The sequence below is a fragment of the Paenibacillus allorhizoplanae genome, assembly GCF_927798215.1.
In the GTDB taxonomy this organism is placed as follows: domain Bacteria; phylum Bacillota; class Bacilli; order Paenibacillales; family NBRC-103111; genus Paenibacillus_E; species Paenibacillus_E allorhizoplanae.
Genome location: NZ_CAKMMW010000001.1, coordinates 168,046 through 191,812, shown reverse-complemented (window position 1 = coordinate 191,812; position 23,767 = coordinate 168,046). Strand labels below are relative to the sequence as shown.

Sequence of the window (23,767 nt, the reverse complement as noted above, 5' to 3'; positions counted from 1 at the left end):
TATTATCTTACATAACACGTGTTATAGGGGGAATAGGCATGTTTTGGATCATGGAGAAGCTGGAGGCAAGACTAAAGGAGTTAAGCGGTTACAGGTATCGTGAGGAAAAAACGCTGACAGATATTCGCAAACAGGTGGATCATGAGGGAATAGTGGGATCCTACCCTTCATGCGATGGACAGTGGGAAGAAGTGAGCCTAGGAGATCGTTGGACCGGACGTGATTATTACGTTTGGCTAAGGATAGATGTAGAGATTCCTTCAGCATGGGAAGGACGTAAAGTGCTCGGACGATTTGATTTCGGTCAGACTGGAGGAGGCCACAACAGTGGTTTTGAGTCCTTGCTATTTGTGAACGGCAAGCCCTATCAAGGTGTGGATTCCAATCACGAGGAGGTGTTCTTCACTCCCGAGTTGATCGGAACGAGTGTGAGCCTTCAATTCCGGCTTTGGTCCGGCTTGAATGGGTATGCTCCTGAAGCTCCTATAGAAAATACACTGCGCCTAGCGCGTTTAGGTTGGTTGGATGAAGCAGCTGATGATCTTTTCTTTACTGCTCGCGCAGCTTTAGATACGGTAAGAGGACTAAACGAGAATACACCAGACTATCACGATTTATCGAAGGCGCTAGATCGTGCCTTTCTGCAGATTGATTGGTCTTATCCTGGCTCTGAGGATTTCTACACCTCAATTTCAGAGGCAAGAGATATACTGCAAAGTGAACTTGCGCTTTTAACGAATCGGCACCCCGTAACGGTGCATTGCATTGGTCACACGCATATTGACGTAGCTTGGCTATGGCGCTTAAAGCATACACGTGAAAAGGCAGCTAGATCGTTCTCGACTGTACTCCGTCTGATGGAGCAATATCCGGAATATGTTTTTTTGCAAACCCAGCCTCAGCTTTATGAATATATAAAATCGGACTATCCGGAAATTTACGAACGAATCCGAATGAGGGTGAAAGAGGGACGCTGGGAGGCCGGGGGCGCAATGTGGCTTGAGGCCGATTGCAACCTAACGTCGGGTGAATCACTCGTTAGACAGATGATGTACGGGATGCGATTCTTCAAAGAAGAATTCGGTGTTGATTGCAAATATTTGTGGCTTCCGGATGTGTTCGGTTATAGCTGGGCGCTTCCTCAAATTTTGCGGAAATTTGGAATCGATATGTTCATGACGACCAAAATCAGCTGGAACCAATACAATCGGATGCCCCATGACACCTTCCAATGGAGAGGAATTGATGGTAGTGAGGTACTCACTCATTTCATTACAACACCTGACCCAGGTGGTAATGAGGGGGCCTTCTTCTATACATACAACGGAAAGGTGACGCCTCATTCTATACAAGGGATTTGGGAAGCTTATCGCAATAAGGAGCTTAATCAATCGTTACTGCTTTCCTATGGTTATGGGGATGGTGGAGGTGGTGTGAACCGCGAAATGCTCGAAATGCGACGCAGACTTGAGAACATGCCAGGAGTGCCGAAGGTGACGACAGGTCGGGCGGATACTTATTTTGAACAACTAAAGAAAACGGTCGATCAAACAGATCAATATGTGCATACATGGGATGGAGAGCTTTACCTGGAACTGCATCGCGGTACTTACACGAGTCAAGCATACAATAAGCGGGCGAATCGCAAGCTAGAGCTTTTATACCGGGAGACAGAATGGTTAAGTGCTTTGAACAGCGTGCTTCGTTCCGATTGGACGGAATATGGACAATCGGAACTGGCAGATGGTTGGAAAATTATTTTGCGTAATCAGTTTCATGATATTATCCCAGGCTCTTCCATTCGTGAGGTGTATGAAGATTGTAGGTTGGAATATGCGGAAGCATTCGAGCTTGGTCATCGCGTCTGGAATCGTGCTGCAGACGCTATGGCTGATCCAAAGAGAGAGCTTGACGGTAACAAGAGCTACTTGGTATTCAATAGCGCTCTTTGGGATCGTGATGGGGTTGTAGCGCTGTCAAGCGATTCACTGCCCACAATGGGATTTTGGACTGACCATGAAGGCAACAAGCTCGACGCCACTCTTTCGGGTGATCAGTGGTTGATCCCTGTTAGACAAATTCCGTCTATGGGTTACTGCACCATTTACTATACGACTAGCCCTTCTGCTCTTCAAGATGATCATAAGGATGTCTTCGAACATGGTGACGACTGGCTGTCTACCCCTTTTTACAAGCTTGAGTGGGATTCCGCCGGTCACCTTACACGGATTTATGACAAGAGTGAGAACCGTGAAGTGCTCGCTGAAGGCGAATCCGGCAATGTGTTTCAAGTGTTCGAGGATAAGCCGAAGGGACGTCATGAAGCCTGGGAAATTGATTTGTTTTATCAGCAAAAAATGCGATTGATCGGAGATCTCCAATCGGTTCGTCTAGTTGAAAGCGGCCCGTTTCGTGCAATCCTTTGTTTTGAGTGGCTTTATGGGAGATCGACCATTTCGCAACAGTTGATCGTATATGCCGACAGCCGAAGAATCGACTTCGATACGAAGGTTGATTGGCAGGAGCGTCGACAACTGCTTAAAGTGGCCTTCCCGGTAAAGGTGCGCAGTACGGAAGCCACCTTTGACATTCAATTTGGTAACGTGAAGCGGCCAACGCATTGGAATACGAGCTGGGATTATGCGCGTTACGAGACAGTTGGCCAACAGTGGGCTGATTTGTCAGAACGCGGTTATGGAGTTAGTTTGCTTAACGATTGTAAATATGGCTATGACATTAAAGACAATGTTATGCGCTTAACGCTTATTAAGTCGGCGATGGTTCCAGACCCGACAGCAGATTTAGGTGAGCATATTTTCACCTATGCATTATTTCCGCATCGAGGAGATTGGCTTGAAGGCGGTACCGTCGAGGCTGCTTGGGATTTAAATAATCCGCTTCGCATTACACCAGGAGCGGCTCATACCTGGGAGGCTTTGTCCCTGTTCAAAGCTACGGGTGGACATGTGATTGTGGATGCTGTGAAGAAGGCAGAGGATCAAGATGTATTGATCCTGCGTCTTCATGAATATACAGGTGCGCGCAATGAGATTGTTCTGGAAAGCGCAATGAAGATCATTTCTTGGCAAGAATGCGACCTGATGGAGCGGCCTTTAGAGGAGCCTAACTATGGGGAAGCGCTTCGTTTTGAAATTAAACCCTACGAAATTAAAACATTTATGATTGTAATTACCAAATAAATCGTTTACAACTATGAATAAGGAATCACGGTTTGGAGATGAGACTGCCCATGATTAAACAGAAAGTGCTGACCATTAATGCTAAACTTGTATGTATTATTTTATTTTTCCTATGCGTTCCCTTACTTGCCTTCGGTACTTTGTGGTATACAAGCTCCACCGAAAGTATTGAGAAGAATGCAATAGGCTATAGTGAGCAGTTGGTACGGCAAATCAATGAGCAGCTTGATTCTTATTTTGAGGATTTGCAGCGTGTTACCTATCCATTACTGCTGCATCCCCAAATTCAAACGTTTATGAAACTGGATCCGAACGATCAATATGAACGATTTGCTATAAGTAAAAAAATATCCGATGAGTTGTTTCCCACGATTCTATTTGGACGCCCGGATATATATGGGGTATCAATCGTAACCAAGGGCGGTACAGTGGCCTCGAGCTATAATGCCATTGCTGCACAGGCTAGCTATGATCTGTATAAGGATGCGCTGACGGGAGAGCAGAATTACAAGATTACGGGGTTGTCCGTGATAGATACTACAACTGTGCTGACGATTACCCGAAGATTTGTAGATACCTTGTCGTATCAGTCAGCAGGACTGCTTGTTTTGCATTTGAAAATGAACGAAATTATTAAAATATGCGAAAAAATTAAACTCGGACAGAGCGGGTTTGTATGGATTATGGACCAAGACGGTAAGGTCGTTTACCATCCAGACAAGGAAAAGTGGGGAAAGGCCGTCAACGAGCAAAACATACGTTTAACACAAGAAGAGCCAAGTGGGAACTCGGTTGTAACGATTAACGGCACCAAAAAGCTGATCCTCACCGAACGTTCTTCGTTGACCAAGTGGACACTTATTTCTGAGGTGCCGCTGAATGAACTTAATGGCGATCTTGTTCGCTGGCGTAATGTAACGGTTTGGGTCGGGTTGTTGCTTGTAAGTTTGGCCTTATTCTTGGTGGGAGGCTTCTCTGTGTATCTTACTCAATCGCTGTCGCATTTGCGGCGGTTGATGCGCCGGGCGGAAGAGGGGGACTTAAATGTCCGAGCGCCAGAGAAACGCAACGACGAAATTGGAGGCTTAAATCGAAGTTTTAACCGAATGGTTGGAGAAATTCGAAGACTGATTGATGAGATCCAGCATTCTAGGCAGAAAGAGATCGAGATGGAACTCCGCCAACGAGAGTCGGCACTTCTGGTCATGCAGTCTCAGATTAATCCGCATTTTTTATACAACACACTAGAAATTATGAATTCGTATGCGATTATTGAGGGAGTCAAACCTATTAGTCGAATGGCAACCTCCTTAGCTGATATTTTTCGATATAGTATTGGTCATCCTCAGCAGACGGTGACACTTAAGGATGAGCTTCGTTATATTAGCACCTACCTTGAAATTCAGCAGGAGAGATTTAAAACGCTTCGAGTAGAACTAAAGTTTCACGATGAGGATCACCTTAATGTATTAGCGCTCCGCCTTATGATTCAACCTCTTGTGGAAAATGCCTTTAAGCACGGTTATGAACGACATAGAATTAAGCCTACGTATATTGGCCTAACAGGTGAACGTTCAGAAGATGGCTATTTGCTTCGGATTATAGATCAGGGCAAGGGTATGGATAATATGCTAAGAAATGAGTATAATCAAGCATTCAATAACAATGATGTTAATTTTCGAAGAGATTCAGCAGTAATAACAGATGGCTCCTCGGAGTCGATAGGACTATGGAATGTTCATCAGCGAATTCGCCTCTCTTTTGGATCTCCCTTTGGTCTTTACATTGCCAAATCGGATGAGACGGGAACCGTTGTAGAGCTGATGCTTAAATATGCAACTCACAAGTAAGGAGGCTGACCATGTATAAGGTGCTCATTGTAGACGACGAGATTATGATTAAACGCAGTTTGTGTAAGCTCATCGCCGAAAGCCCCTATGGCTTTGAAGTAATCGGTGAAGCTGATGATGGCATGGAGGCGCTGGCACTTTGTGAGAAGCTGCGTCCTGACCTACTGATTACCGATATCTCTATGCCAGTCATGGATGGCTTGGAGTTGATTCGAGAGGTGCGTAGAAGGAAACGGGACATGGAAATCATTATCATTTCCGGGTATGGTGACTTTGCTTATGCGCAACAGGCGCTGCGGCAAGACGTTACCGATTACTTGCTCAAGCCACTTAAGGAGGAGCAGCTGTATGAACTGCTCTCTGACATTGACGGCAGATTCAAAGAAAGACATAAGGTAGCAACTGGCCGAAGCCAATGGGTGAAGCAATCCAAAGCTCGAAGTGAAGCTGTATCAGAGCAACTGTGGTTGTTAAACGAAGAAGAGGCACTACAGCTTATGAAAGAAATGGTTCAGAAGCTTAGGGAAGAAGGTGTTTCTGATGAGGTCGCTCGAAGTTGTACGGAAGATCTGCTGACCATGGTCGAGGCTGAACTCCTGCATCGCTCAGGCGGCGGAATGTCCGAGTCGAGCAAGCCCTTTCTGACAGAGGGCAATGAAATGCCGCTGGAGGGATGGCTCGTGCAAGCAAGAGGCAGCCTGAAAGATTTGGCGGAGAAGGTTAGAGCTTCCAGAAATTGGGGGCAGCGACAATCGATTGCGAAGGCTATCGATTATATTGTTTTGAATTATTTCCAAGAGGATATCTCCTTGCAGAAAGCGGCAGAGAAGTCAGGGATGTCCTTGTCTTATTTCAGCCGCTGTTTTAAAGATGAGCTAGGGCTAAGTTTCACCGATTACGTTATCAAACTGCGTATGGAGAAGGTTAAGGAATTGCTGAAGGCTCCTGGAGTCAGAGCCTCCGAGGCTGCTCTGGCGGTTGGTTATGAGGATTATCCGCATTTTACGAAAACATTCAAGAAATATTATGGCTTGTCACCTAATGAATACAAAAAAAGGGTGACAGGTTCCTAGTTATTATGTAACTAACTGGACAAAAGGAGACCGTTCTTGCCAGAATGGTCTTTTTGATTTGAAAGCGTAACCAATTAGAATATAAAAACACAACTTTCGCAAGAGATCACATGGTTAATGCATTTGTAACCGTATACAATAAAGTTACATCACAGCAAGCCTAGCACATGCGCATGGAGAGGAGAAATGAAGCAATGAATGTCAGTAAAGAGAGAATTGTGACAGGATCAGCTGGATTAACGGGACGGCCAACAGTAAAGCCCAAGCTGTATGTCGTTAAATATTGGCAGATCTATTCGATGGTACTTCCTGGACTTCTTTTCTTTATCTTATTCAAATACGTTCCTTTAGCTGGCATCATTATAGCTTTTCAGGACTATAGTGTGTTTACAGGGATTTTGAGCAGCAAATTCGTTGGTATGAAGCATTTTATCAACTTATTTACGTATCCGGAGTTTCTGACGGTGACCAAGAATACGTTCTTAATAAGTATATATCAGCTTTTCTTCGGATTTCCGGCTCCGATCATTTTGGCACTTCTAATGAATGAAGTCAGAAAGATGGCTTTCAAAAAAGTTGTGCAAACCGTGCTGTACCTGCCTCACTTCCTATCTTGGGTCATTGTCGGCGGGCTTGTCATTAACTTTCTATCCCCGTCCTCGGGCATGCTCAATGATGTTCTTCACATGCTGGGCAGAGAGAAGATCTTCTTCATGCAAGAGCCTAATTATTTTCGCACAATTGTCGTGACTTCGGGAATATGGAAAGAAGTTGGCTGGGGCACGATCATTTATCTCGCCGCACTTGCAGGGATTAACCCAGAGTTATATGAATCTGCCGAGGTGGATGGAGCAAGCAAATTAAGGCAAGTGTTCAGTATTACTCTACCGTCCTTACTGCCTACGATTATGGTGCTCCTGCTATTAAGGATCGGGCACATTCTCGATCTCGGCTTTGAACAAGTGTACATGCTGATGAATCCACTCGTCACGTCGACAGGTGAGATCATTGACACTTATATTTACCGTGTAGGCTTGCTAGGTGGTCAATATAGCTATACAACGGCAATCGGGCTGTTCAAATCCGTAATAGGTCTCATTTTAGTCGTAGGAGCGAATCAGCTAAGTAAAAAAACAACCGGCAATTCAATTTATTAAAAGGAGGGAGGCTCTCAAATGACGAAAAAACCAACTTTCTCACGAGAAGCTTTTGCTTTCCTTAACTATACGTTACTCATCCTTACAAGTGCCGCCATGCTTCTTCCATTTCTACATATCGTAGCAGGCTCCTTAAGCTCAGGATCAGCACTTTCTCAAGGAAAAGTTACCATTTTTCCCGTTGAGTTTACATTGATTAATTATGTGGGCGTCCTCAAAAATATGGCGATTTGGAAATCCTTCGGCGTCACGGTGCTGCTGACAGTGGGGGGCACGGCCATTAATCTATTCTTCACATCGTTAATGGCATACGCCTTAGCCAAAAACGAACTTAAGGGCCGCTCTTTCATATTACTTTTAGTTGTTTTTACTATGATTTTTCAAGTGCCAATTATACCGGGATATCTACTTGTCAAATCATTAGGCATGCTCAATTCGCTATGGGCACTCATTATCCCGGGGACGATCAGTGCGTTTAACTTGATCATCATGGTATCGTTCTTTCGGCAAATCCCTGAGGGGTTGGTGGATGCCGCCAAAATCGATGGTGCCGGCGAATATCGCACTTGGTGGAGCGTGGTGCTGCCTTTATCACTGCCGTCCCTTAGCACAGTTGGGTTATTTTACGCAGTCGGACACTGGAATGGTTACTTTAGTGCTATTATGTTCATCCGTAACCCCGCGCTTTACCCTTTGCAAGTGAAGTTAAGGCAGTTATTAGTTGATGGCGATACACAAGGGGTCGCTCAAAGTGTCAGCCTAACTTTGCAGTCAGCGGAGGGTATTAAAATGGCAACCATCATGGTAGCGACACTTCCTATTTTGTTTGTCTACCCTCTTGTCCAAAAGCATTTTATTAAAGGTGCGATGCTTGGTTCTGTGAAGGGTTAAAGATAAAAACGATGACAAAAGTTCAAAAAAAAAGGAGAAGGTCAGATGAACAGAAAATGGACAAAGGTTGCTTTAGCAGTAACGGTAGTAGGGACAATGGTAGGCTGCTCTTCTAACGACAATGCAGCACCGACACCCGGTTCAACACAGAGCATCAGTAAGCCGGCTAAGTTCAAAGTAGGCATTGGTACGGAAGGCCTGCAGTACATCGAAGGATCTCCAAACATTAATGAAGATGAGTACACGAAGAAGCTTCGTGAGATTTCCAAATCTGATGTGACGCTTGAGCTCATACCACACCGTGAATTTGATCAGAAATTAACACTGCTTTTTGCTGGCGGAGATCTGCCGGATCTATTGCAAACACATGGTATTAATAAACCGGAAGTAGCACCTGCTGTGGATACAGGAGTAATTATTCCTCTAAACGACCTGATCGACAAATATGGTCCGAACCTGAAAAAAAATATTTCAAAAGAAGCTTGGGAATTCGCAAGTGTTAGTAAAGACGGAAAAATCTACGGGATCCCTTCTGTAAACGCGACTCCAAACGGCAGTGTCATGATGGTCCGCAAGGATTGGCTAGATAAGCTGGGATTAAAGGCACCGAAAACGGTAGACGAATATCTAGATATGCTGCGGGCATTCCGTGATAAGGATCCTAACGGTAATGGCAAAAATGATGAAATTCCGTATTCTGGTCGTGAAAAGTTAGCGTTTACAGAAGCGTTCTTTGGAGCCTATGACGCACTTCCTCTCGATTGGAAGTTTGAGAATGGACAATTGATCCCTAACCTTATACGTCCACAGATGAAGCAGGCACTAGCAACTTACCGGAAGATGTATGAAGAGAAGCTTTTAGATAATGAGGTGTTCGTACAAAAAGCGCCAGTATGGGATGCGAAAATTAAAGCACAAGGCATTGTAGGTTTATGGACACATGCTCCGCGCCTTGCTGACAAATGGTCAGCAGAGGTTAAGACAGGAACGTCAAGTGCTCAACTTGAAGTCATCCAATCCCCAGTAGGTCCAGATGGGAAAGGTGGCCATAGTATTGGATCGACGGTAGGCGGGAACGTATGGGTTGTTCCTAAGACGACCAAAAATCCGGAAAACGTGATCAAGTTCTTGGATTGGTTCTATAGTGACGAAGCACAGAAGTTCCTTACTTACGGACTTGAAGGCAAGGACTATACGCTAGAAAACGGCAAAATGAAATATAAGTATCCGGAGAAGCAGGAAGACATTTACCGTGAAGAAATGCATTTAACTTGGTTGCGGATGGTAGGTCCACTTCATTTGACGGATGCCGAGTTTATGAAAAATCGTCCAGCTGGAGACATGGTGCTTAAAGGAATGGATGTTGCTTCCAAAGAAGGTCGTAAAAATGATGCGCTGGGCATGCCTTCGCTACCAACTATGCAAACGCGTCCTGAGCTCGCAAGAGATGGCTTGTGGCTAGAAACTGCTGCCAAGATTATCACGGGTAAAGAACCTGTAGACTCTTTTGATAAATTCGTTGAGGATTGGAAGAAGAGGGGTGGAGACCAAGCGATCAAGGAAGCAACAGATTGGTATAAGAGCACTCATAAATAATGAGGAGATAATCTATCATGCAAAATTTGGTTGGCACACATGATCAAAAGGGGCTCCCGTCATGGGGGCCCTTTACTAAGAAATATATGGGGATTTCCCATATTGCAAATAGTGAACAAGGTATCCGGTTTGATCTTAGCGTGTTTCCAGGATTTTATAGGCGCAAAGTAGATATTCCAAGTGTCATGTGGGAGTCGGGCTATCACCCTTGGGAGGCATCTCCAGATCTTAGCTACTATTCTCATCGCCATGAGCTGGAATGGAAGGATCAAGTTTATGCAGATATCGCTTATGCATCGGCAGGGGCTGATATTCGACTTATCCGTTGTAAGCTGGTTAATCGAACCGAAGCGGAGCAGAATTTAGTTCTCCACTGGATGGCATCACTTCACTTGCCTCAGGTGCATTCCCACGGCAAGGTTCTACAAATCGTTGAGGTTGAGCATCCAGAAGGAGCGGTATGGCTCGATGCATTGGATTATGAGGATCTCGTATTTGCGACGCCAAGGATAACGGATCGTCTTGTGTACGATGGTTTGTATCGTGCAGAAGTGCGAGCAGAGCAATTTGTTAAAGGATCAGGAATTGGCATGGGCTTTGCACAGGAAAAAGGCGATCAAGTTTCGTATCAGATAAACCTATCTCAAACGCTAAGCGATGCAGAGCTAGGATTGAGGTTTAGATTACCAAAGGGAGAGTCCGTCAGGTTCTCAATCGCAGGTCATTGGGCTGGCAGCGTAGAGCTCCTGGGTACAGGTAAGGCCGAGGTAGTCGAAGTCAATATTGGCAGATGTTTACCAGGGACGCTCAGGCTCGATCTCATTGCTCAAAGCGAGGGCTCTAGGCACTTGGAATTGGATGGTATTTTCTTGGTGGAGCGAGCACAAAAGGACCTAGTTAAGTTTAACCTTGTTTCTACTAACGTTCACCCAGAACTCATACAAGGCCCAGTACCCAACAGCTTAATTCTACAATATGAGGGCATAGATCATGTTTACGGCATGTTATGGCAGTTTGAGGATTATGAGATCAAGCAATATCATACTGATGAGCTGGATCGTTTCATGAGGCATAATGTCCATCATCATGTTCATCCCATACTCAAAGGTGAAGGTGAGGGTCATTTCACTAATGTGTATCTACGGCCAATTCCGCTCAGCGCGCAAAGTGAGAAAACGCTATATGGAATGGTAACCTCTGGATCATTGGATGAGGTCAATCGAGTGATTGTGGACTGGAATGTGGAGAGTCCTCAATATCTGAATGCATTTGTAGAGGGTGAATCTAAGATTGCTGCCTTTGAGCATGAAGTTCAACCTGAAGGTAAGCAATTTGCATTTAGCCAGCAACTGTTGTCAGCAACTCTCTTAACGAATATCGTGTATCCCGTATACACAAAGCGTAGTTATATTCGGCACTATACGCCTGGTCGTTGGTGGGATTGCCTGTACACATGGGACTCCGGGTTCGTAGGGCTTGGTTTGGCCCAGCTCGATACACAGCGCGCGATTGAATGCTTGAACGCTTATATGACGGACCCTGGGGATACCCAGGCAGCTTTCATACACCATGGCAGCATGGTTCCAGTACAGCACTATTTATTTCTTGAGCTTTGGAACAAAACACAATCAAAGGAACTGCTAGAGCATTTTTATCCAAGGCTTCGCCAATATTATTTGTTCTATGCGGGTAAAAGTGAAGGCTCCGCTACACGTACGCTTCAATCTGGGTTGCTCAAAACCTGGGATTATTTCTACAACTCAGGAGGTTGGGATGACTACCCGCCACAAGTACATGTCCATAAGCAAAAGTTAAGGGCAGAGGTTGCACCGATATCTAATTCTTGCCATGGGATCCGTATTGCCAAGATTCTAAAGATGGCAGCAACTGCTATTGGTCGTTTGCAGGATCATGTGAAGGAATACGATAATGATATTGCCTCCTTCAGTAGCTCCATTCAGCAAAATAGCTGGGATGAAGAAGCTGGGTATTTTGGTTATGTGGTTCACGATCAGCAGGGTAACCCTACAGGACTTTTGCGTCACGAGAGTGGTCACAATTATAATATGGGACTTGACGGGGCATATCCACTGGTAGCGGGAATTACCTCCAAGGAGCAGGAAGACCGGCTCCTAGATTATCTGCAAGATCCCTCCCGACTATGGAGTCCAATTGGCTTATCAACAGTTGACCAAAGCGCACCATATTACCGGGCTGACGGTTATTGGAACGGTGCGGTATGGATGCCGCATCAATGGTTTATGTGGAAGGCGATGCTCAGTCATGGCAGGTCAGAAGGAGCACATCGAATAGCATATACTGCTTTAGGTCTATGGAAGAAAGAAGCTGAGCAAACCTACAATTGTTACGAGCATTTTATTGTCCAATCGGGTAGAGGCGCTGGATGGCATCATTTCGGAGGCTTGTCCACACCCGTGCTGAACTGGTTTGCTGCCTACTATCGTCCAGGCACATTGACCTGTGGATATGACGTTTGGGTGAGTACTTCCGAATTTTCCAAAGGCAATACCTCCTTGTATGCGGAGATCCGTTATTTTGGGGATTCAACCCATGAGCATACAATAATTGCTTGTATGAATTTCGGGCACCAATATAGGGTTTTATGGAATGGTCAAGAAATAAAGGTGACTAGTCTATCCGACGGTACGTTAGAAATAAGACTGCCTGGTGAGATAGAGGGTCGGTTGAGTATAGAGGCATTGGAATAAAACAGCAGCAGTCTAGGACATTATTTTCTCGTCCATGGCTGCTGCTGTTTAAGTTAACGTGCAGGAATGTTAATTATGAGCGAAACAAATCCATAGCGAATACGTCAGATAACGTAAGGGGTGAATCAGTGAAAAAAATAAAATTTATCGTGGCGGGAGTTATTCTTATCGTCTCAGGGCTTTTATTTTCACCGTGGGTAACTGAAAGTTTTGCAAAACAGAGGGCTATAAATGCTTTTAATGACCAGTGGAAAAACGTACAGGACGGATGTGGGTTTAACTGCAAAGATTGTGGTGTTAAAACCTCAGAAAAAACGCTGTTGGGTCGAAAAGTAGTTATAGAGTATGCATGTGGATTATTACCCTCTGATTCCCCTGAATACCACAAGAAGAAAGAGCTGTTTGTATCATTTTTAGGAACCGTCCATTAATATTGCGTTATTTTGGGTCGAGTGCGTCCAGCAGCTGGAGGAGGCTATTAGAATGAAAAACATGATCCTACTTGGGTTATTATTGCTCCTCCTTATGCTCATAGGGTGTGGGGATTTGAGGTACTAGATAGATCTACGTAGATTAAGCTAACGGATAGGTACTCATTTTATGGTAATATAGGAGTAGCTGCCAAGGGAAAAACAAGAGGGAGCTGTTGCGTTAAGTCTAAAGGAGGAATGCATGAATGCAGGATCTAAAGTTATTTGACCCCGAAGCCTTATTTGGACACTTATATAAAAATGCTCCGATTGGGATCGCTTTAATCTCTCTGGATCGCAAATGGATGAATGTTAACCCGGCGGTTTGCAGCATTTTCGGCTATACAGAAGAAGAATTCATGAACCATTCACTTGAAGATATTCGACATCCTGACGATTGTAACAAGTCTAAGGGTTTACTAACCGAATTATTGAGTGGCGCCATCCCTTCATTTCAATTAGAAAATCGGTATTTTAATAAAAATGGTAATGTTGTTTGGACCTCCGTATATGTTTCATTAGTTCGTGATGAGATCGATGGGAAGCCTTTGTATTTTATTACCCAATTTATCGATGTAACCAAGAACAAGCTAGCGGAACTAAAGCTGCAAGAAAGTATCGAACGGTATACGTCGTTAAAGAAATACAACCATGATGCTATTATTTCTTTTGGTTTGGACGGCATTATAATCAATGGCAATAATATGGTGCAACAGACGACCGGATATCTCATTGAAGAGCTAATTGGTAGTGGATTGTCCAAATTAATTGGCGAAAAAAGTTCAACGCATTTGCTTTTGGCTTTAAACGATCATTTGGAAATTGAAAAAGTTGAAAAAGACATTACTTTCATTCAACACAAGGATGGTTATTCCGTTGAAGTGTTGGTGACGCTAGCTCCAATTATCATCCAGTCTCAGACTATGGGCTTTTACATCATAGCGAAAGACATGACGGAACAGAAGAAGTTGATCATTGAGAAAGAAGCCGCTGAAAAGACGAATAAAGCTAAAAGCGAGTTTTTAGCCATGATGAGTCATGAAATCCGTACGCCTATGAACGGGGTTATCGGTATGACGGATGTACTTTTAGAGACGGAATTAGATGAAGAGCAGATCGAATATGTACAAATTATTAAAAAGAGTGGCGCTACGCTGCTCATGATTATCAACGATATTCTGGATTTCTCCAAAATCGAATCCGGCAAGACCGAATTAATGGAAGAACCTTTGAATGTGACAGATATTTTATCAGAAACGCTTAATTTGGTCATGTCTAAAGCTCTTGAAAAAAATCTGGAGATCACGACATCGGTCTGTCCTAAGGTTCCTAGCTTGGTTTACGGAGATATTACGAAGTTGAGACAAGTATTGATGAACTTACTCAGCAATGCCATCAAATTCACTCCTAACGGTTCGATTTCGATCAGTGTTGATACGGTGTCACATGACCTGAATTCCGTACGTCTTCAATTTGCAATCAAGGATACAGGTATCGGTGTACCGAAGGAACAGGCAGGTCATTTATTTGACCCTTTTTATCAAGTTGATCATTTTATGACTCGGAGAACAGAGGGGACCGGATTAGGATTAGCTATCTGTAAAAAGCTTGTTGAGCTCATGGACGGTGAAATCTGGCATGAAGCTTCCAAAGATCAAAAAGGATCAACATTCCTGTTCACGGCCAACTTGCGGGTCCAATCCAATCATTTTGACTCATCGCAGTATGATAGGTGGTCCCAGAATAATGACATTGTCGAAAATTCAACGGAACAATCATTGAAAATTTTAATTGCTGAAGACAATGAAGTGAATCAAGTTGTGATAAAGAAAATGTTAGAGAAACTGGGGCACAAAACGACCTTAGTACATAACGGAAAAGAAGCCGTGGAAGCTGTTAAGCGTTATCCTTATGATATCATCTTTATGGATATTCAAATGCCTTGGATGGATGGATTAACGGCGACGAAATTAATTAATGACATGTTAAACGGTAAGAAGCGCCCGTATATTGTGGCAGTGACAGCTCACGCCATTAAAGGCGACAGTGAGAAATATTTGTCTGAAGGTATGGATGCCTACATCAGCAAGCCGATCAACATTAATGCGATAGCAGAAATCATTGATCGATATGAGAAGATGAAATTCATAGATTGAAGAGAAAAAGGCTGCTCCGAAAAATCGGCTGGCAGCTTTTTTTCATTCTTAACCGGCATTCTTATCCGGTTGATGAATGCCGAAAATGTTTCCTTCTGTATCGATATAATATCCCTGCCATGCCATGCCGGGAAGCGCGTATTTCGGTATAGCGATGGTGCCGCCGAGACGGAGAATTGCCACTTCCGCAGCGTCGTAGTCTCCGACGCCGATGGTGCACGCGAAACCGTTCAATGGCTGGCCGGGATCTGGAGCAGGGCCACGCCGCTGCATGAGCGCACCATTGATGCCCATTTCCCCCGCATCGCCAGTGACGGCACCGAAATAAGGCATGCCGGCATACTGGCTCCAATCCTCAAATACCCAACCGAAGATCTCTCCGTAAAATGTTTTGGCACGTTCTATATCATTAACGTGAATTTCGAAATGAACAATTCTTCCCATGGTTTCCTCCTAGATTTGGACTTCATTATCTGTTCTCTAGTCAGGATTTCCATTCCTTGTTGAAATATAAGTTTTTTAACAAACGATCTTATTACGGTACTGTGACAAGATGTTAATCGTTTGGAAGGAATCGGTAATTCTTGATAGAATAAATATGAAGTTGATCAGGTAATAAATTGGTACACATAAGGAGATAAAACTATGGCAAAAAACAAATTACTAAGAATGGACAATGTTGGCATCGTTGTAGAATCCCTTGAAGACGCAATCTCTTTCTTCGAGGAAATTGGCTTGAAGCTCGAAGGGCGAGCTACTGTCGAAGGTGAATGGGCTGGTCGCGTAACCGGGCTGGGTACACAGTGTGTAGAAATCGCTATGATGGTTACCCCAGATGGCCACAGTCGTATTGAACTTTCGCGATTTCTCACCCCACCTACTATTTCAGATCACCGAACTGCTCCTGTAAATGCCCTCGGTTATTTACGCGTTATGTTCACTGTTGAAGACATTGACGAATTGGTATCCAGACTCATCACTAAGCATGGTGCACAGCTCGTTGGAGAAATGGTTCAGTACGAGAACTCGTATCGACTCTGCTACATTCGTGGAAATGAAGGACTTCTAATCGGTTTGGCGGAACAACTAAATAATAAATAGGCATGCTGGTGAGTCAGCCGTTAGAATAATGCGGGTGGGTTGGCATTTAAAAAAGTACAACGACATAAAGATCACAAAAAGAACCTTGATTTAACAAGGTTCTTTTCCATTTGTGGAGATAATTTTGTCGTATTTTTCATAAATTCCCTTATTTTTTAACTACAGGCACCCAAAATTCGCCGTAGAAAGTGCCGTCGCCGTTATCTTTGCGATAAGTCGCATTTGGACCACCAATGTAAGCATAATCTGTGATTTTGGCCAGGACTTCGCCAAAAGCACGGTAAGTCAGCTTATCAAACAAAGTTTCCTTGTCGCCATTCCCTGCGACCACGATGTACTCGCTCTCTGGAAACTCGATGATGCGCGTTGCGTCAGCCACTGATTTGCCAGCTTCTACAGCGAAATAATTCCACGGTTTTCCTTGATAAACCTCATTGACTGACCATTCGCGATCATCTTTTGCCGCGCCTTTGAGCTTATTAAAACGACCGTCTGCCTTGAGTCTGTCCCAAAATTCGGTTTTCTCTTTTTGCAAAGCTGGCATGTCTTGAAAATTCGACTGGATTGAAAAACCATAAGCGGTCAATGTGAATGATTTTTTGTGTTCAAGTGTGTATTCTGCCATGTGCATGCTCCTTTAATCGATATAACTTCTGGTGGATTTGACAAGGATTAGTTTTTTTCGACTTTATTTACACGAAGCCACATTTCGCCGTAGAATTCACCTGTTTCATTTGCTTTAACGAACGTTGAGTTACCAGGTCCAACGTATTTGTATTCTGTGATTTCTTGGATCAGGCCGCCGAAAACTTTGCCTGTGATTTCGTCAGCAAGGCGGTCTTTGTCAGCGCCTGTACCAGGCACGACGAGATAATCGCCAGCGAGGAAATCAAGGACAACCGCGCCTTCCACGTTGAACTCACCCATGACGCCGAAGCCGCGCCAAGGCTTGCGGTCGAGGTTGTAGTTGATTTGATATTCTTGCCCGTCAGCGAGTGCGAGAAGTTCAGCAAGCTTGCCGTTTTCAGTGATTTCAGCTTTTTTCGCTGCCGTTTTTGCTGCATTACCTGCCCAGTCGTTGTAGTCGTCAAATGAAACACCGAAAGCAGTCATTTTGTAGTTTTCTGAGATTGTGTTGATTGAGTAGTTAGACATATTGTTCTCTCCTTTGTGGTATTTAATCTTTACAAGACTGATTCTATTCGTCAAATGTATCAAAAATTGATACTTATTATTGGAAAGCAAAAATGTAAAACCGTCAGTGCTGACATTTTATGCTACATTTTTGATATAATAAAATCATGAAGAAAACAGAACGAGTGAACCTGATTATGCGTTACATTAATAACCGCGCACATTTTACGATTGCCGAGATTCAACGAGAGTTCAAGATTTCCCGCGCGACGGCGATCCGCGACATAAACGAGATTCAGGCGATGGGTTTTCCGCTGACGTCCGAGCTTGGGCGCGGTGGTGGATACTTTGTCATGCAAAATCAATATTTGCCAGCCGCCCGCTTCACGCCAGATGAGCTGAAGGCGATTTTTATCAGCTTTATCGCTTCGAAGAATTCACAGCTTCCTTATCTGCAAAATCGCCGTTCAATCACTGAGAAACTTATCGGCATCGCATCGCAAACCCAGCAAGATGAGCTGATCGAGCTGAATAATATCTTGCTTTTCGAAAATACGAATCCCGCCAATCCGCATCTTTTGGAGCTCGATGACGCGGCGCCTGCAGAGCTAAACCAGCTGATTTCGCTTGCTGTGCGGGATAAACATTTACGTGTGACTTATGAGCTGAGTCTTGGCTGGCCACAGTTACTGGACGTTTATTTGCTTCATATATTTAACTCCAACGCTCAGTGGCTGGTCGAGGTGTATAATTTTGATACGGATGAGTTTACTTATCTACCTGTTGAGATGCTGCGGGATTCAGCAATTTCTGAGCAGGAGATGAAGTGGACTGAACAAGAGATTTTAAACAAGAAACTGCTTCGTGCACGTGAATCCAATCTTGTTGTGAAACTTGATACGATTGGGATTCAACGCTTTAAGCGTATGCACCCGCCTGGGATAATTTTGTCTTTAACTGGGATGTTTCAGTCGAGCGGGATTTTCAATGTTCAGTTGGATGTGACCGATGTTGAGGCACTGGTGTATTATGCGGATTGGCTATTGTTTTTGGGGCAAGGGGTTGAGTTCGAGCGGATTCCTGATGAACTGCGTGTAATTTTGGAAGAGCGTTTAGCCACTTTAAGATTCTCTTGAGTTGTATCTGAGAGAAAATCAGTATATAAGCGGTTTTACATCGGACATCTGCACCGAATAGGAGATAGATGACATGGCTTTCGGAATATCCAGACATGAACTGAATGAATGGAAAAGCAAATGCTCACAGGGGAAAATTGCCTTTTTGACGCATTATTGGGTAGAGCCTCGTTTTCCAGGAGTGAAGACGATCACGAAGGTGGGCTGCTGTGATCTAGAAAGATTGAAGGAATGGTGCTTGGCGAATGGTTTAAATCCAGCTTACATACATTTTCGTGAAGAATTTCCACATTTCGATCTAATAGGGAACAAGCAGGTTGAAATTTTAAAGAAAGAACATTTGACCGATCATTTGCTCAGATTCAAGCTTTGGTAACGAGAAACGAGAATTCAATAAAAATATGAAAGGCAGCCAGTCCAGGCGGATTGGTTGCCTTTTCTTAAGCAGACTAATGTAGATTTTCTGCAAACTAAGCCATTTCCTCTCTACTCACCAATACTTTCTTCTCCCATGCTCTGCTTCTCCAGCGTAATAATAACAGAAGTCCTCTCACCCCTTCATCCATGATGAAAACGCACCACATCCCTACCAACCCGTACCCCAAATGGACACCTATCCAATAAGTTAGCGGGACGCACAGTCCCAATATGACACTTGAACCGACAAAGAGAAGAAATCTCGCGTCACCAGTGGCTCGAAGAGCTTCTCCAATAACAATATTTAAACAGCGTACAGGCTCTAGAAGGAAACCGTAGGTCAATAAAAACGCACCTAATGTGATAATATCGACGTTGTCCGTAAACATACCGATCAATTGTTTTCTGAACAAAACGGTCAACGTAACCGCGGCAAGTGATAGAAATAAACTAAGTATCAAACTACGAAACAATTGCTTGTAGGCCTCTTCCTTTTCTCCTGCACCCACCAATCGACCAATGATGATTTGCGTCCCGCGTCCCAAGGAAATGGCCAGTACCATGATGAACGTCATGATATTTTGGGTGTAAATCCGAGTGGAAAGCATCTCAGCACCTAGTTGAGTGATAAAATAGGTCGTCATCAGTTGACTGATGGAGTATATGAGCTGGCTCCCGGCAGTGGGAATACCGATGGTTAATATCTTTTTTATTTCTGCGAATCTCGCTTTGTAAAAGTCACGGAAGGATAAGTTCAATCGAACGATTTTGGTTAAAATTATGCTATAAATAACTAGTCCGAGTAATTGGCTGAATACGGCTGATATGGCGACACCTGGTATGCCGAGCTTTGGAAAGCCGAGAGGACCGAAAATAAATAAAATACTGCCGGTCAAATTGACGAGATTGATTCCCAAGCTGACCGTCATTGTGTATCTCGTATAACCATGCACCTGAGTAATGGCCGAAATGGTCAGATTGATGGCTTGAATAAATAAGGAACAACCAACGATCGATAGGAAGATGCGCGCCTGCTCCAGTGTCGCTGGTTGCAAGCCAAAGGGCTGCAGCAGCTGTTTGCTGAAGCAAACGATACATACACTTATGAAGAAGCCGAATATACAATTAAGCGAGATGGCCCCAGCGGCAAACTTCTTGACATCTCTAAGTTTATTTGCACCCAAATATTGAGAAATGACGATGGCTGAACCGGTTGAAACCACCTGGAGCAGCAAGAATAAAAAGATAATAAGCTGGTTGCTGACGCCTACCGCGGCGACGGCTTCATCCGACACATGACTGACGATGAACGTATCAGAGGTTCGCATAAACACGAGAAGTGACGATTCAATAAATAAAGGCCATGTAATAGCAAATAAATTTAACTTTTTAGGATTCGTCATGGGGATGGAACTCCTTCGATAGTCCTCGATATGGATCTCATCTTTATTTTGAGGGTTAACGAAATCGTTTTCATTGCGAAATTTGGGCAAATGAATGCTTAAATTGACTCCAATATTTTGTTTGCGAGAAACGGTAGTGGGATTAACTTCATGTAGGGGGAGGGATTATTGGGATAATCTAGAAATTTTAATAGTAGAAAAAGAAAGGTGCTGTGATGACGTATGTTTTTAGTTAATTCTCGCGCAATTATTGAAAGAACCATTAATGGATCAATCGAGATCGTTGTTCAGACACGAAATAAACCTTGTGAATCTCAACGGATTGAACTTCCTGGAGGGAGAATTGATCAATACGAATCATTGGTAATAGCACTTATTAGGGAAGTTAAGGAAGAGACGGGACTTGATGTAGTCGAAATTGAGGGTGAGAATACTAGGATTGATACTGTTGGTATCGATCCCAGTTTTGAAGTGGAATGTATACAACCATTTGGGGCTTATCAGACCATTAAAGGACCCTTTGATTCGGTCGGTGTTTACTTCCGTTGTAAAGTACAAGGTGAGTTACTACAATCAGGTGATGAAACGAATAATCCTAGGTGGATTTCCGTAGATGAATTAAGACAATTAATGAAAGATGATCCCCTACAATTCTCGAGTATTGATAGAGCAGGAGTACTATTTTATTTGAAATATATGGAGCAGAATTAAGGGAAATCAACTTTTGCAAAAAGTGGAGGGATCCATTTGAACATGAATATTCCGAAGAAAATACATATCATAGGTTCAGTCGGAAGCGGCAAAACCACCCTTGCTAGAAATTTGTCGCGAAAATACAGCATACCCTACTATGAATTAGATAACGTGGTTTGGAAAAGGCATGAAGATAAAGATATAAGAAGATCTGACGAAGAAAGAGATGATCTTTTAGCCGAAATAATCTCTTCCGACCGATGGATCGTAGAAGGTGCTCATAATCATGATTGGGTTTCGAGATGCTTCCAGAATGCCGAATTAATCATTTTCCTAGACACTCCGTATCTAGTAAGAATCATTAGGATAATAAAAAGATTTATTTTGCAAAAGTTTGGGGTCGAAAAAGCGAATTATACACCAACTTTTAAAATTTTCATGAAGATGTTTGAATGGAATAATGGATTCGAAAAGAAGAGCAAGCCGAAGATATTAAATATGTTCCGTCAGGATAAATTCAAGTCTTTGATTATTAAGGATAACCAAAAGGTTGACCAATATTTTTATTGAAGACTTGCAATAAGATTTTATCGTGGAGGAAAATGTGAAATGAAACTAACGATACTCATTGGTTTACTCGCTTCAACGGGTTCTATGATCCTTTGGATAATATTCGCTTTGTTCAATCCTTACACCCATGAACGTGTCGAAAATGACGTTTTGTTTATTACATTAATTACGCTTTTTATTCCAGCTTGTGTAGCACTGCTAGGGTCTGTTATTAAAAGGCCTTCCCTAATGTTTATAGCATTTTTGTGGTCACTTCCTATAAGTCTATATACTGCAATGACCCCGAGTATGTTTAAAATGTTTGGTCTTACTTCATTTATGTACTTGATTTCGGGAATTCTGATGATTAGGAAACGTAGGTCTCAACAAAGATAAATGAGGAGGTCTCTGAGATGGCACCAAAACATTTTCTCTCTGCAGCAGCAATTGTACGGAATGAGCATAACGAAATTTTATTAATCAAAGGCCCTGAGCGAGGTTGGGAAATGCCAGGTGGCGTGGTTGAATTAGGGGAATCCTTGAAACAAGCAGCAATAAGGGAAACGAAGGAAGAGAGCGGTATTGATATCGAGGTAACCAAATTTTGTGGTGTATTTCAAAATCTAAGTCAGTCTATTTGTAACACGTTGTTTTTAGGTAAGCCGATCGGAGGAGAGTTAGCAACAAGCCCTGAGTCTCTCGAAGTAGGCTTTTTCCCAATTGAAAAAGCATTGGAGATGGTGACTTTTCTAAATTTCAGGCAGAGAATAGAGCTTTGTTTAAATGAAGAAAATCATCCATTTTATGTGGACTTCCTGGATAAATAAAAATCACAGCATGTGAGCCGAAAAATTTGGAAAACTCTTCACTAACGAACATATATTCGGTATTATTGAAATGGGTTAGCAGTCCACAATGAAATGGAGATTCCAATATGATTAACTTGGGTACAAATACGATTTTTCGGTATAAACAATTTACAAACTGGACAGATACGTTACACGAAGTCCCCGAGAGTATGTGGTTACAGCCTATTCCTGAAGGAAAAGCATCTATAGGAGAAATCGTTTCGCATCTTCAAAACTGGGATTCTTACTTAATCTCGACGATTATCCCGGCAATTACAAATGGTGAAGGTATGACGTTTCCGGATTTCGATTCGTTCAACAGATCAGCTTATGAATATGCCAGATCGGGGATTTCAAAAGATCACTTGCTCGATAAATTCAAGCAAACGCGTCATAAGCTCGTTGACATTTTGTTAGCAGAGACCGATGTTGTTGCTAAACATGTTACCGTTAATGGAATAGAAAATTGCCCTCACACGAGCACACCCTATTCACTGCTGTACATCATTCATGAATTTAACGATCACGACAATCATCATAAAAATCAAATACTAGCGGTAATATAGTCAGTTCCCACGTACAAAGCGATAATACAAGCACATCTGTACTAATTTCCACTTTCTGGCGTCTTTATGATGCTTGAATGTTGTGAAACTGATACTTGGAGTGATCAATCTTGCCTTGGCCAATGGTACATTTTAGTATTGCGGAAAAATGTTTTGATCATGATCCATCACCAGAATTTTTGTTGGGAAGTATCGCCCCTGATGCTATTCATATGAGGGCGAATACGACTAGGCAAGATAAAGGTAGAACTCATTTGTGTGAGGATGACGGCACGATGCCCAATCTTCAAACTTTCTCTGATTTTTGTAAACGACACATAACGCACGATGACCACGATACTAATCAATTTATACTTGGATATGTCTCACATCTGTATGCTGATTTAAGATGGACAGAGACGGTTTGGAATGATTATGTCGATAAAATTAAACCTGTGATAGACGGACTGAACGAATCAATTAAAAGTCGATACAATATAGAGGTTTGTCAAATTGATTATAATTTGTATAGGAATGAAGCTTGTTCAAAAAAGATTTTCGATTCTTTGCTAAAAGCTAGGGAATATTCAGTTCCTAATTTACTTACTTCCGAAGAAATAACTCAGTATCGGGTACACATCATTCAGAATCTTAGAAATGAAGGAAATGAGCCTGGTATTATACCGATCTATATCACGGATGCCATGGTTACATTGTTTATTAACGACACAGTAAATGAGTTGCAAAGTCTAATAAAAGCTTGGACGAATGGTTACGAAATAAAAGCCCGCGGTGTAGGCAATAGTTGATATTACTTTC

21 protein-coding genes are annotated in these 23,767 nt (G+C 43.0%); 17 read left to right on the top strand and 4 right to left on the bottom strand.

Annotated elements, in window-relative coordinates; genetic code table 11:
- Positions 1 to 38 precede the first annotated feature (38 nt).
- The 9 genes from L6I86_RS00700 to L6I86_RS00660 all read left to right on the top strand — a co-directional run bounded on the left by L6I86_RS00700 (position 39) and on the right by L6I86_RS00660 (position 15,122).
- Positions 39 to 3,200 (top strand): alpha-mannosidase, encoded by a 3,162-nt coding sequence (locus tag L6I86_RS00700; RefSeq protein ID WP_236283996.1) that lies wholly within the window; start codon positions 39 to 41, stop codon positions 3,198 to 3,200.
- A gap of 50 nt (positions 3,201 to 3,250) precedes the next feature.
- Positions 3,251 to 5,050, top strand: a complete 1,800-nt coding sequence (locus tag L6I86_RS00695; RefSeq protein WP_236283995.1) for a sensor histidine kinase — start codon at positions 3,251 to 3,253, stop codon at positions 5,048 to 5,050.
- Between the two features lie 11 nt (positions 5,051 to 5,061).
- Complete coding sequence (locus L6I86_RS00690; protein ID WP_236283994.1) at positions 5,062 to 6,123, top strand: response regulator transcription factor; 1,062 nt, start codon at positions 5,062 to 5,064, stop codon at positions 6,121 to 6,123.
- 194 nt (positions 6,124 to 6,317) lie between these two features.
- On the top strand, positions 6,318 to 7,280 hold the full coding sequence (locus tag L6I86_RS00685; RefSeq protein WP_236283993.1) for an ABC transporter permease: 963 nt from the start codon (positions 6,318 to 6,320) through the stop codon (positions 7,278 to 7,280).
- 18 nt (positions 7,281 to 7,298) lie between these two features.
- A complete protein-coding gene (locus L6I86_RS00680; protein WP_236283992.1) occupies positions 7,299 to 8,171 on the top strand; it encodes a carbohydrate ABC transporter permease in 873 nt (290 codons plus the stop codon).
- Between the two features lie 45 nt (positions 8,172 to 8,216).
- The gene (locus L6I86_RS00675; protein ID WP_236283991.1) at positions 8,217 to 9,767 is read left to right on the top strand and encodes an extracellular solute-binding protein; all 1,551 of its coding nucleotides are present in this window, start codon (positions 8,217 to 8,219) and stop codon (positions 9,765 to 9,767) included.
- A gap of 17 nt (positions 9,768 to 9,784) precedes the next feature.
- Entirely contained in the window at positions 9,785 to 12,496 is a 2,712-nt protein-coding gene (locus L6I86_RS00670) for an MGH1-like glycoside hydrolase domain-containing protein (RefSeq protein WP_236283990.1), read from the top strand.
- A gap of 128 nt (positions 12,497 to 12,624) precedes the next feature.
- Positions 12,625 to 12,927, top strand: a complete 303-nt coding sequence (locus tag L6I86_RS00665) for a hypothetical protein (RefSeq protein ID WP_236283989.1) — start codon at positions 12,625 to 12,627, stop codon at positions 12,925 to 12,927.
- Positions 12,928 to 13,172: 245 nt separating this feature from the next.
- Positions 13,173 to 15,122: a PAS domain S-box protein gene (locus L6I86_RS00660; protein ID WP_236283988.1), complete on the top strand. Its 1,950-nt coding sequence runs from the start codon at positions 13,173 to 13,175 to the stop codon at positions 15,120 to 15,122.
- Between the two features lie 48 nt (positions 15,123 to 15,170).
- Here L6I86_RS00660 and L6I86_RS00655 read toward each other — a convergent pair whose 3' ends face one another.
- Positions 15,171 to 15,566, bottom strand: a complete 396-nt coding sequence (locus L6I86_RS00655; RefSeq protein ID WP_236283987.1) for a VOC family protein — start codon at positions 15,564 to 15,566, stop codon at positions 15,171 to 15,173.
- A 201-nt stretch (positions 15,567 to 15,767) separates the two neighbouring features.
- Here L6I86_RS00655 and L6I86_RS00650 point away from each other — a divergent pair, with 201 nt between their 5' ends.
- Positions 15,768 to 16,223, top strand: a complete 456-nt coding sequence (locus L6I86_RS00650) for a VOC family protein (RefSeq protein ID WP_236283986.1) — start codon at positions 15,768 to 15,770, stop codon at positions 16,221 to 16,223.
- 148 nt (positions 16,224 to 16,371) lie between these two features.
- Here L6I86_RS00650 and L6I86_RS00645 read toward each other — a convergent pair whose 3' ends face one another.
- The gene (locus L6I86_RS00645) at positions 16,372 to 16,848 is read right to left on the bottom strand and encodes a GyrI-like domain-containing protein (protein WP_236283985.1); all 477 of its coding nucleotides are present in this window, start codon (positions 16,846 to 16,848) and stop codon (positions 16,372 to 16,374) included.
- A gap of 47 nt (positions 16,849 to 16,895) precedes the next feature.
- Positions 16,896 to 17,378 carry a hypothetical protein gene (locus L6I86_RS00640; protein WP_056619877.1) on the bottom strand — a complete coding sequence of 161 codons (483 nt, stop codon included), beginning with the start codon at positions 17,376 to 17,378 and terminating at the stop codon, positions 16,896 to 16,898.
- Between the two features lie 146 nt (positions 17,379 to 17,524).
- On the opposite strand from L6I86_RS00640, the gene L6I86_RS00635 reads away from it, so the two are divergent.
- Positions 17,525 to 18,493, top strand: a complete 969-nt coding sequence (locus L6I86_RS00635; RefSeq protein WP_276574781.1) for a helix-turn-helix transcriptional regulator — start codon at positions 17,525 to 17,527, stop codon at positions 18,491 to 18,493.
- A 73-nt stretch (positions 18,494 to 18,566) separates the two neighbouring features.
- Positions 18,567 to 18,869 (top strand): hypothetical protein, encoded by a 303-nt coding sequence (locus L6I86_RS00630; protein WP_236283983.1) that lies wholly within the window; start codon positions 18,567 to 18,569, stop codon positions 18,867 to 18,869.
- Positions 18,870 to 18,963: 94 nt separating this feature from the next.
- On the opposite strand, the gene L6I86_RS00625 is transcribed toward L6I86_RS00630, so the two are convergent.
- Complete coding sequence (locus L6I86_RS00625) at positions 18,964 to 20,313, bottom strand: MATE family efflux transporter (protein ID WP_236283982.1); 1,350 nt, start codon at positions 20,311 to 20,313, stop codon at positions 18,964 to 18,966.
- Between the two features lie 222 nt (positions 20,314 to 20,535).
- Here L6I86_RS00625 and L6I86_RS00620 point away from each other — a divergent pair, with 222 nt between their 5' ends.
- From L6I86_RS00620 to L6I86_RS00600, 5 genes are all read left to right on the top strand, one after another.
- Entirely contained in the window at positions 20,536 to 21,024 is a 489-nt protein-coding gene (locus L6I86_RS00620; protein ID WP_236283981.1) for an NUDIX hydrolase, read from the top strand.
- 36 nt (positions 21,025 to 21,060) lie between these two features.
- A complete protein-coding gene (locus L6I86_RS00615) occupies positions 21,061 to 21,576 on the top strand; it encodes an AAA family ATPase (RefSeq protein WP_236283980.1) in 516 nt (171 codons plus the stop codon).
- Between the two features lie 392 nt (positions 21,577 to 21,968).
- Positions 21,969 to 22,382 carry an NUDIX hydrolase gene (locus tag L6I86_RS00610; protein ID WP_236283979.1) on the top strand — a complete coding sequence of 138 codons (414 nt, stop codon included), beginning with the start codon at positions 21,969 to 21,971 and terminating at the stop codon, positions 22,380 to 22,382.
- A 107-nt stretch (positions 22,383 to 22,489) separates the two neighbouring features.
- Positions 22,490 to 22,969: a DinB family protein gene (locus tag L6I86_RS00605; RefSeq protein WP_236283978.1), complete on the top strand. Its 480-nt coding sequence runs from the start codon at positions 22,490 to 22,492 to the stop codon at positions 22,967 to 22,969.
- Positions 22,970 to 23,079: 110 nt separating this feature from the next.
- Entirely contained in the window at positions 23,080 to 23,757 is a 678-nt protein-coding gene (locus L6I86_RS00600) for a zinc dependent phospholipase C family protein (RefSeq protein WP_236283977.1), read from the top strand.
- Positions 23,758 to 23,767: the final 10 nt, after the last annotated feature.

Bases quoted from the DNA above. Each gene is read 5' to 3' on its own strand.
- L6I86_RS00700 (WP_236283996.1), top strand. From the start codon at position 39: ATGTTTTGGATCATGGAGAAGCTGGAGGCAAGACTAAAGGAGTTAAGC.
- L6I86_RS00695 (WP_236283995.1), top strand. From the start codon at position 3,251: ATGATTAAACAGAAAGTGCTGACCATTAATGCTAAACTTGTATGTATT.
- L6I86_RS00690 (WP_236283994.1), top strand. From the start codon at position 5,062: ATGTATAAGGTGCTCATTGTAGACGACGAGATTATGATTAAACGCAGT.
- L6I86_RS00685 (WP_236283993.1), top strand. From the start codon at position 6,318: ATGAATGTCAGTAAAGAGAGAATTGTGACAGGATCAGCTGGATTAACG.
- L6I86_RS00680 (WP_236283992.1), top strand. From the start codon at position 7,299: ATGACGAAAAAACCAACTTTCTCACGAGAAGCTTTTGCTTTCCTTAAC.
- L6I86_RS00675 (WP_236283991.1), top strand. From the start codon at position 8,217: ATGAACAGAAAATGGACAAAGGTTGCTTTAGCAGTAACGGTAGTAGGG.
- L6I86_RS00670 (WP_236283990.1), top strand. From the start codon at position 9,785: ATGCAAAATTTGGTTGGCACACATGATCAAAAGGGGCTCCCGTCATGG.
- L6I86_RS00660 (WP_236283988.1), top strand. From the start codon at position 13,173: ATGCAGGATCTAAAGTTATTTGACCCCGAAGCCTTATTTGGACACTTA.
- L6I86_RS00655 (WP_236283987.1), bottom strand. From the start codon at position 15,566: ATGGGAAGAATTGTTCATTTCGAAATTCACGTTAATGATATAGAACGT.
- L6I86_RS00650 (WP_236283986.1), top strand. From the start codon at position 15,768: ATGGCAAAAAACAAATTACTAAGAATGGACAATGTTGGCATCGTTGTA.
- L6I86_RS00645 (WP_236283985.1), bottom strand. From the start codon at position 16,848: ATGGCAGAATACACACTTGAACACAAAAAATCATTCACATTGACCGCT.
- L6I86_RS00640 (WP_056619877.1), bottom strand. From the start codon at position 17,378: ATGTCTAACTACTCAATCAACACAATCTCAGAAAACTACAAAATGACT.
- L6I86_RS00635 (WP_276574781.1), top strand. From the start codon at position 17,525: ATGAAGAAAACAGAACGAGTGAACCTGATTATGCGTTACATTAATAAC.
- L6I86_RS00630 (WP_236283983.1), top strand. From the start codon at position 18,567: ATGGCTTTCGGAATATCCAGACATGAACTGAATGAATGGAAAAGCAAA.
- L6I86_RS00625 (WP_236283982.1), bottom strand. From the start codon at position 20,313: ATGACGAATCCTAAAAAGTTAAATTTATTTGCTATTACATGGCCTTTA.
- L6I86_RS00620 (WP_236283981.1), top strand. From the start codon at position 20,536: ATGTTTTTAGTTAATTCTCGCGCAATTATTGAAAGAACCATTAATGGA.
- L6I86_RS00610 (WP_236283979.1), top strand. From the start codon at position 21,969: ATGGCACCAAAACATTTTCTCTCTGCAGCAGCAATTGTACGGAATGAG.
- L6I86_RS00605 (WP_236283978.1), top strand. From the start codon at position 22,490: ATGATTAACTTGGGTACAAATACGATTTTTCGGTATAAACAATTTACA.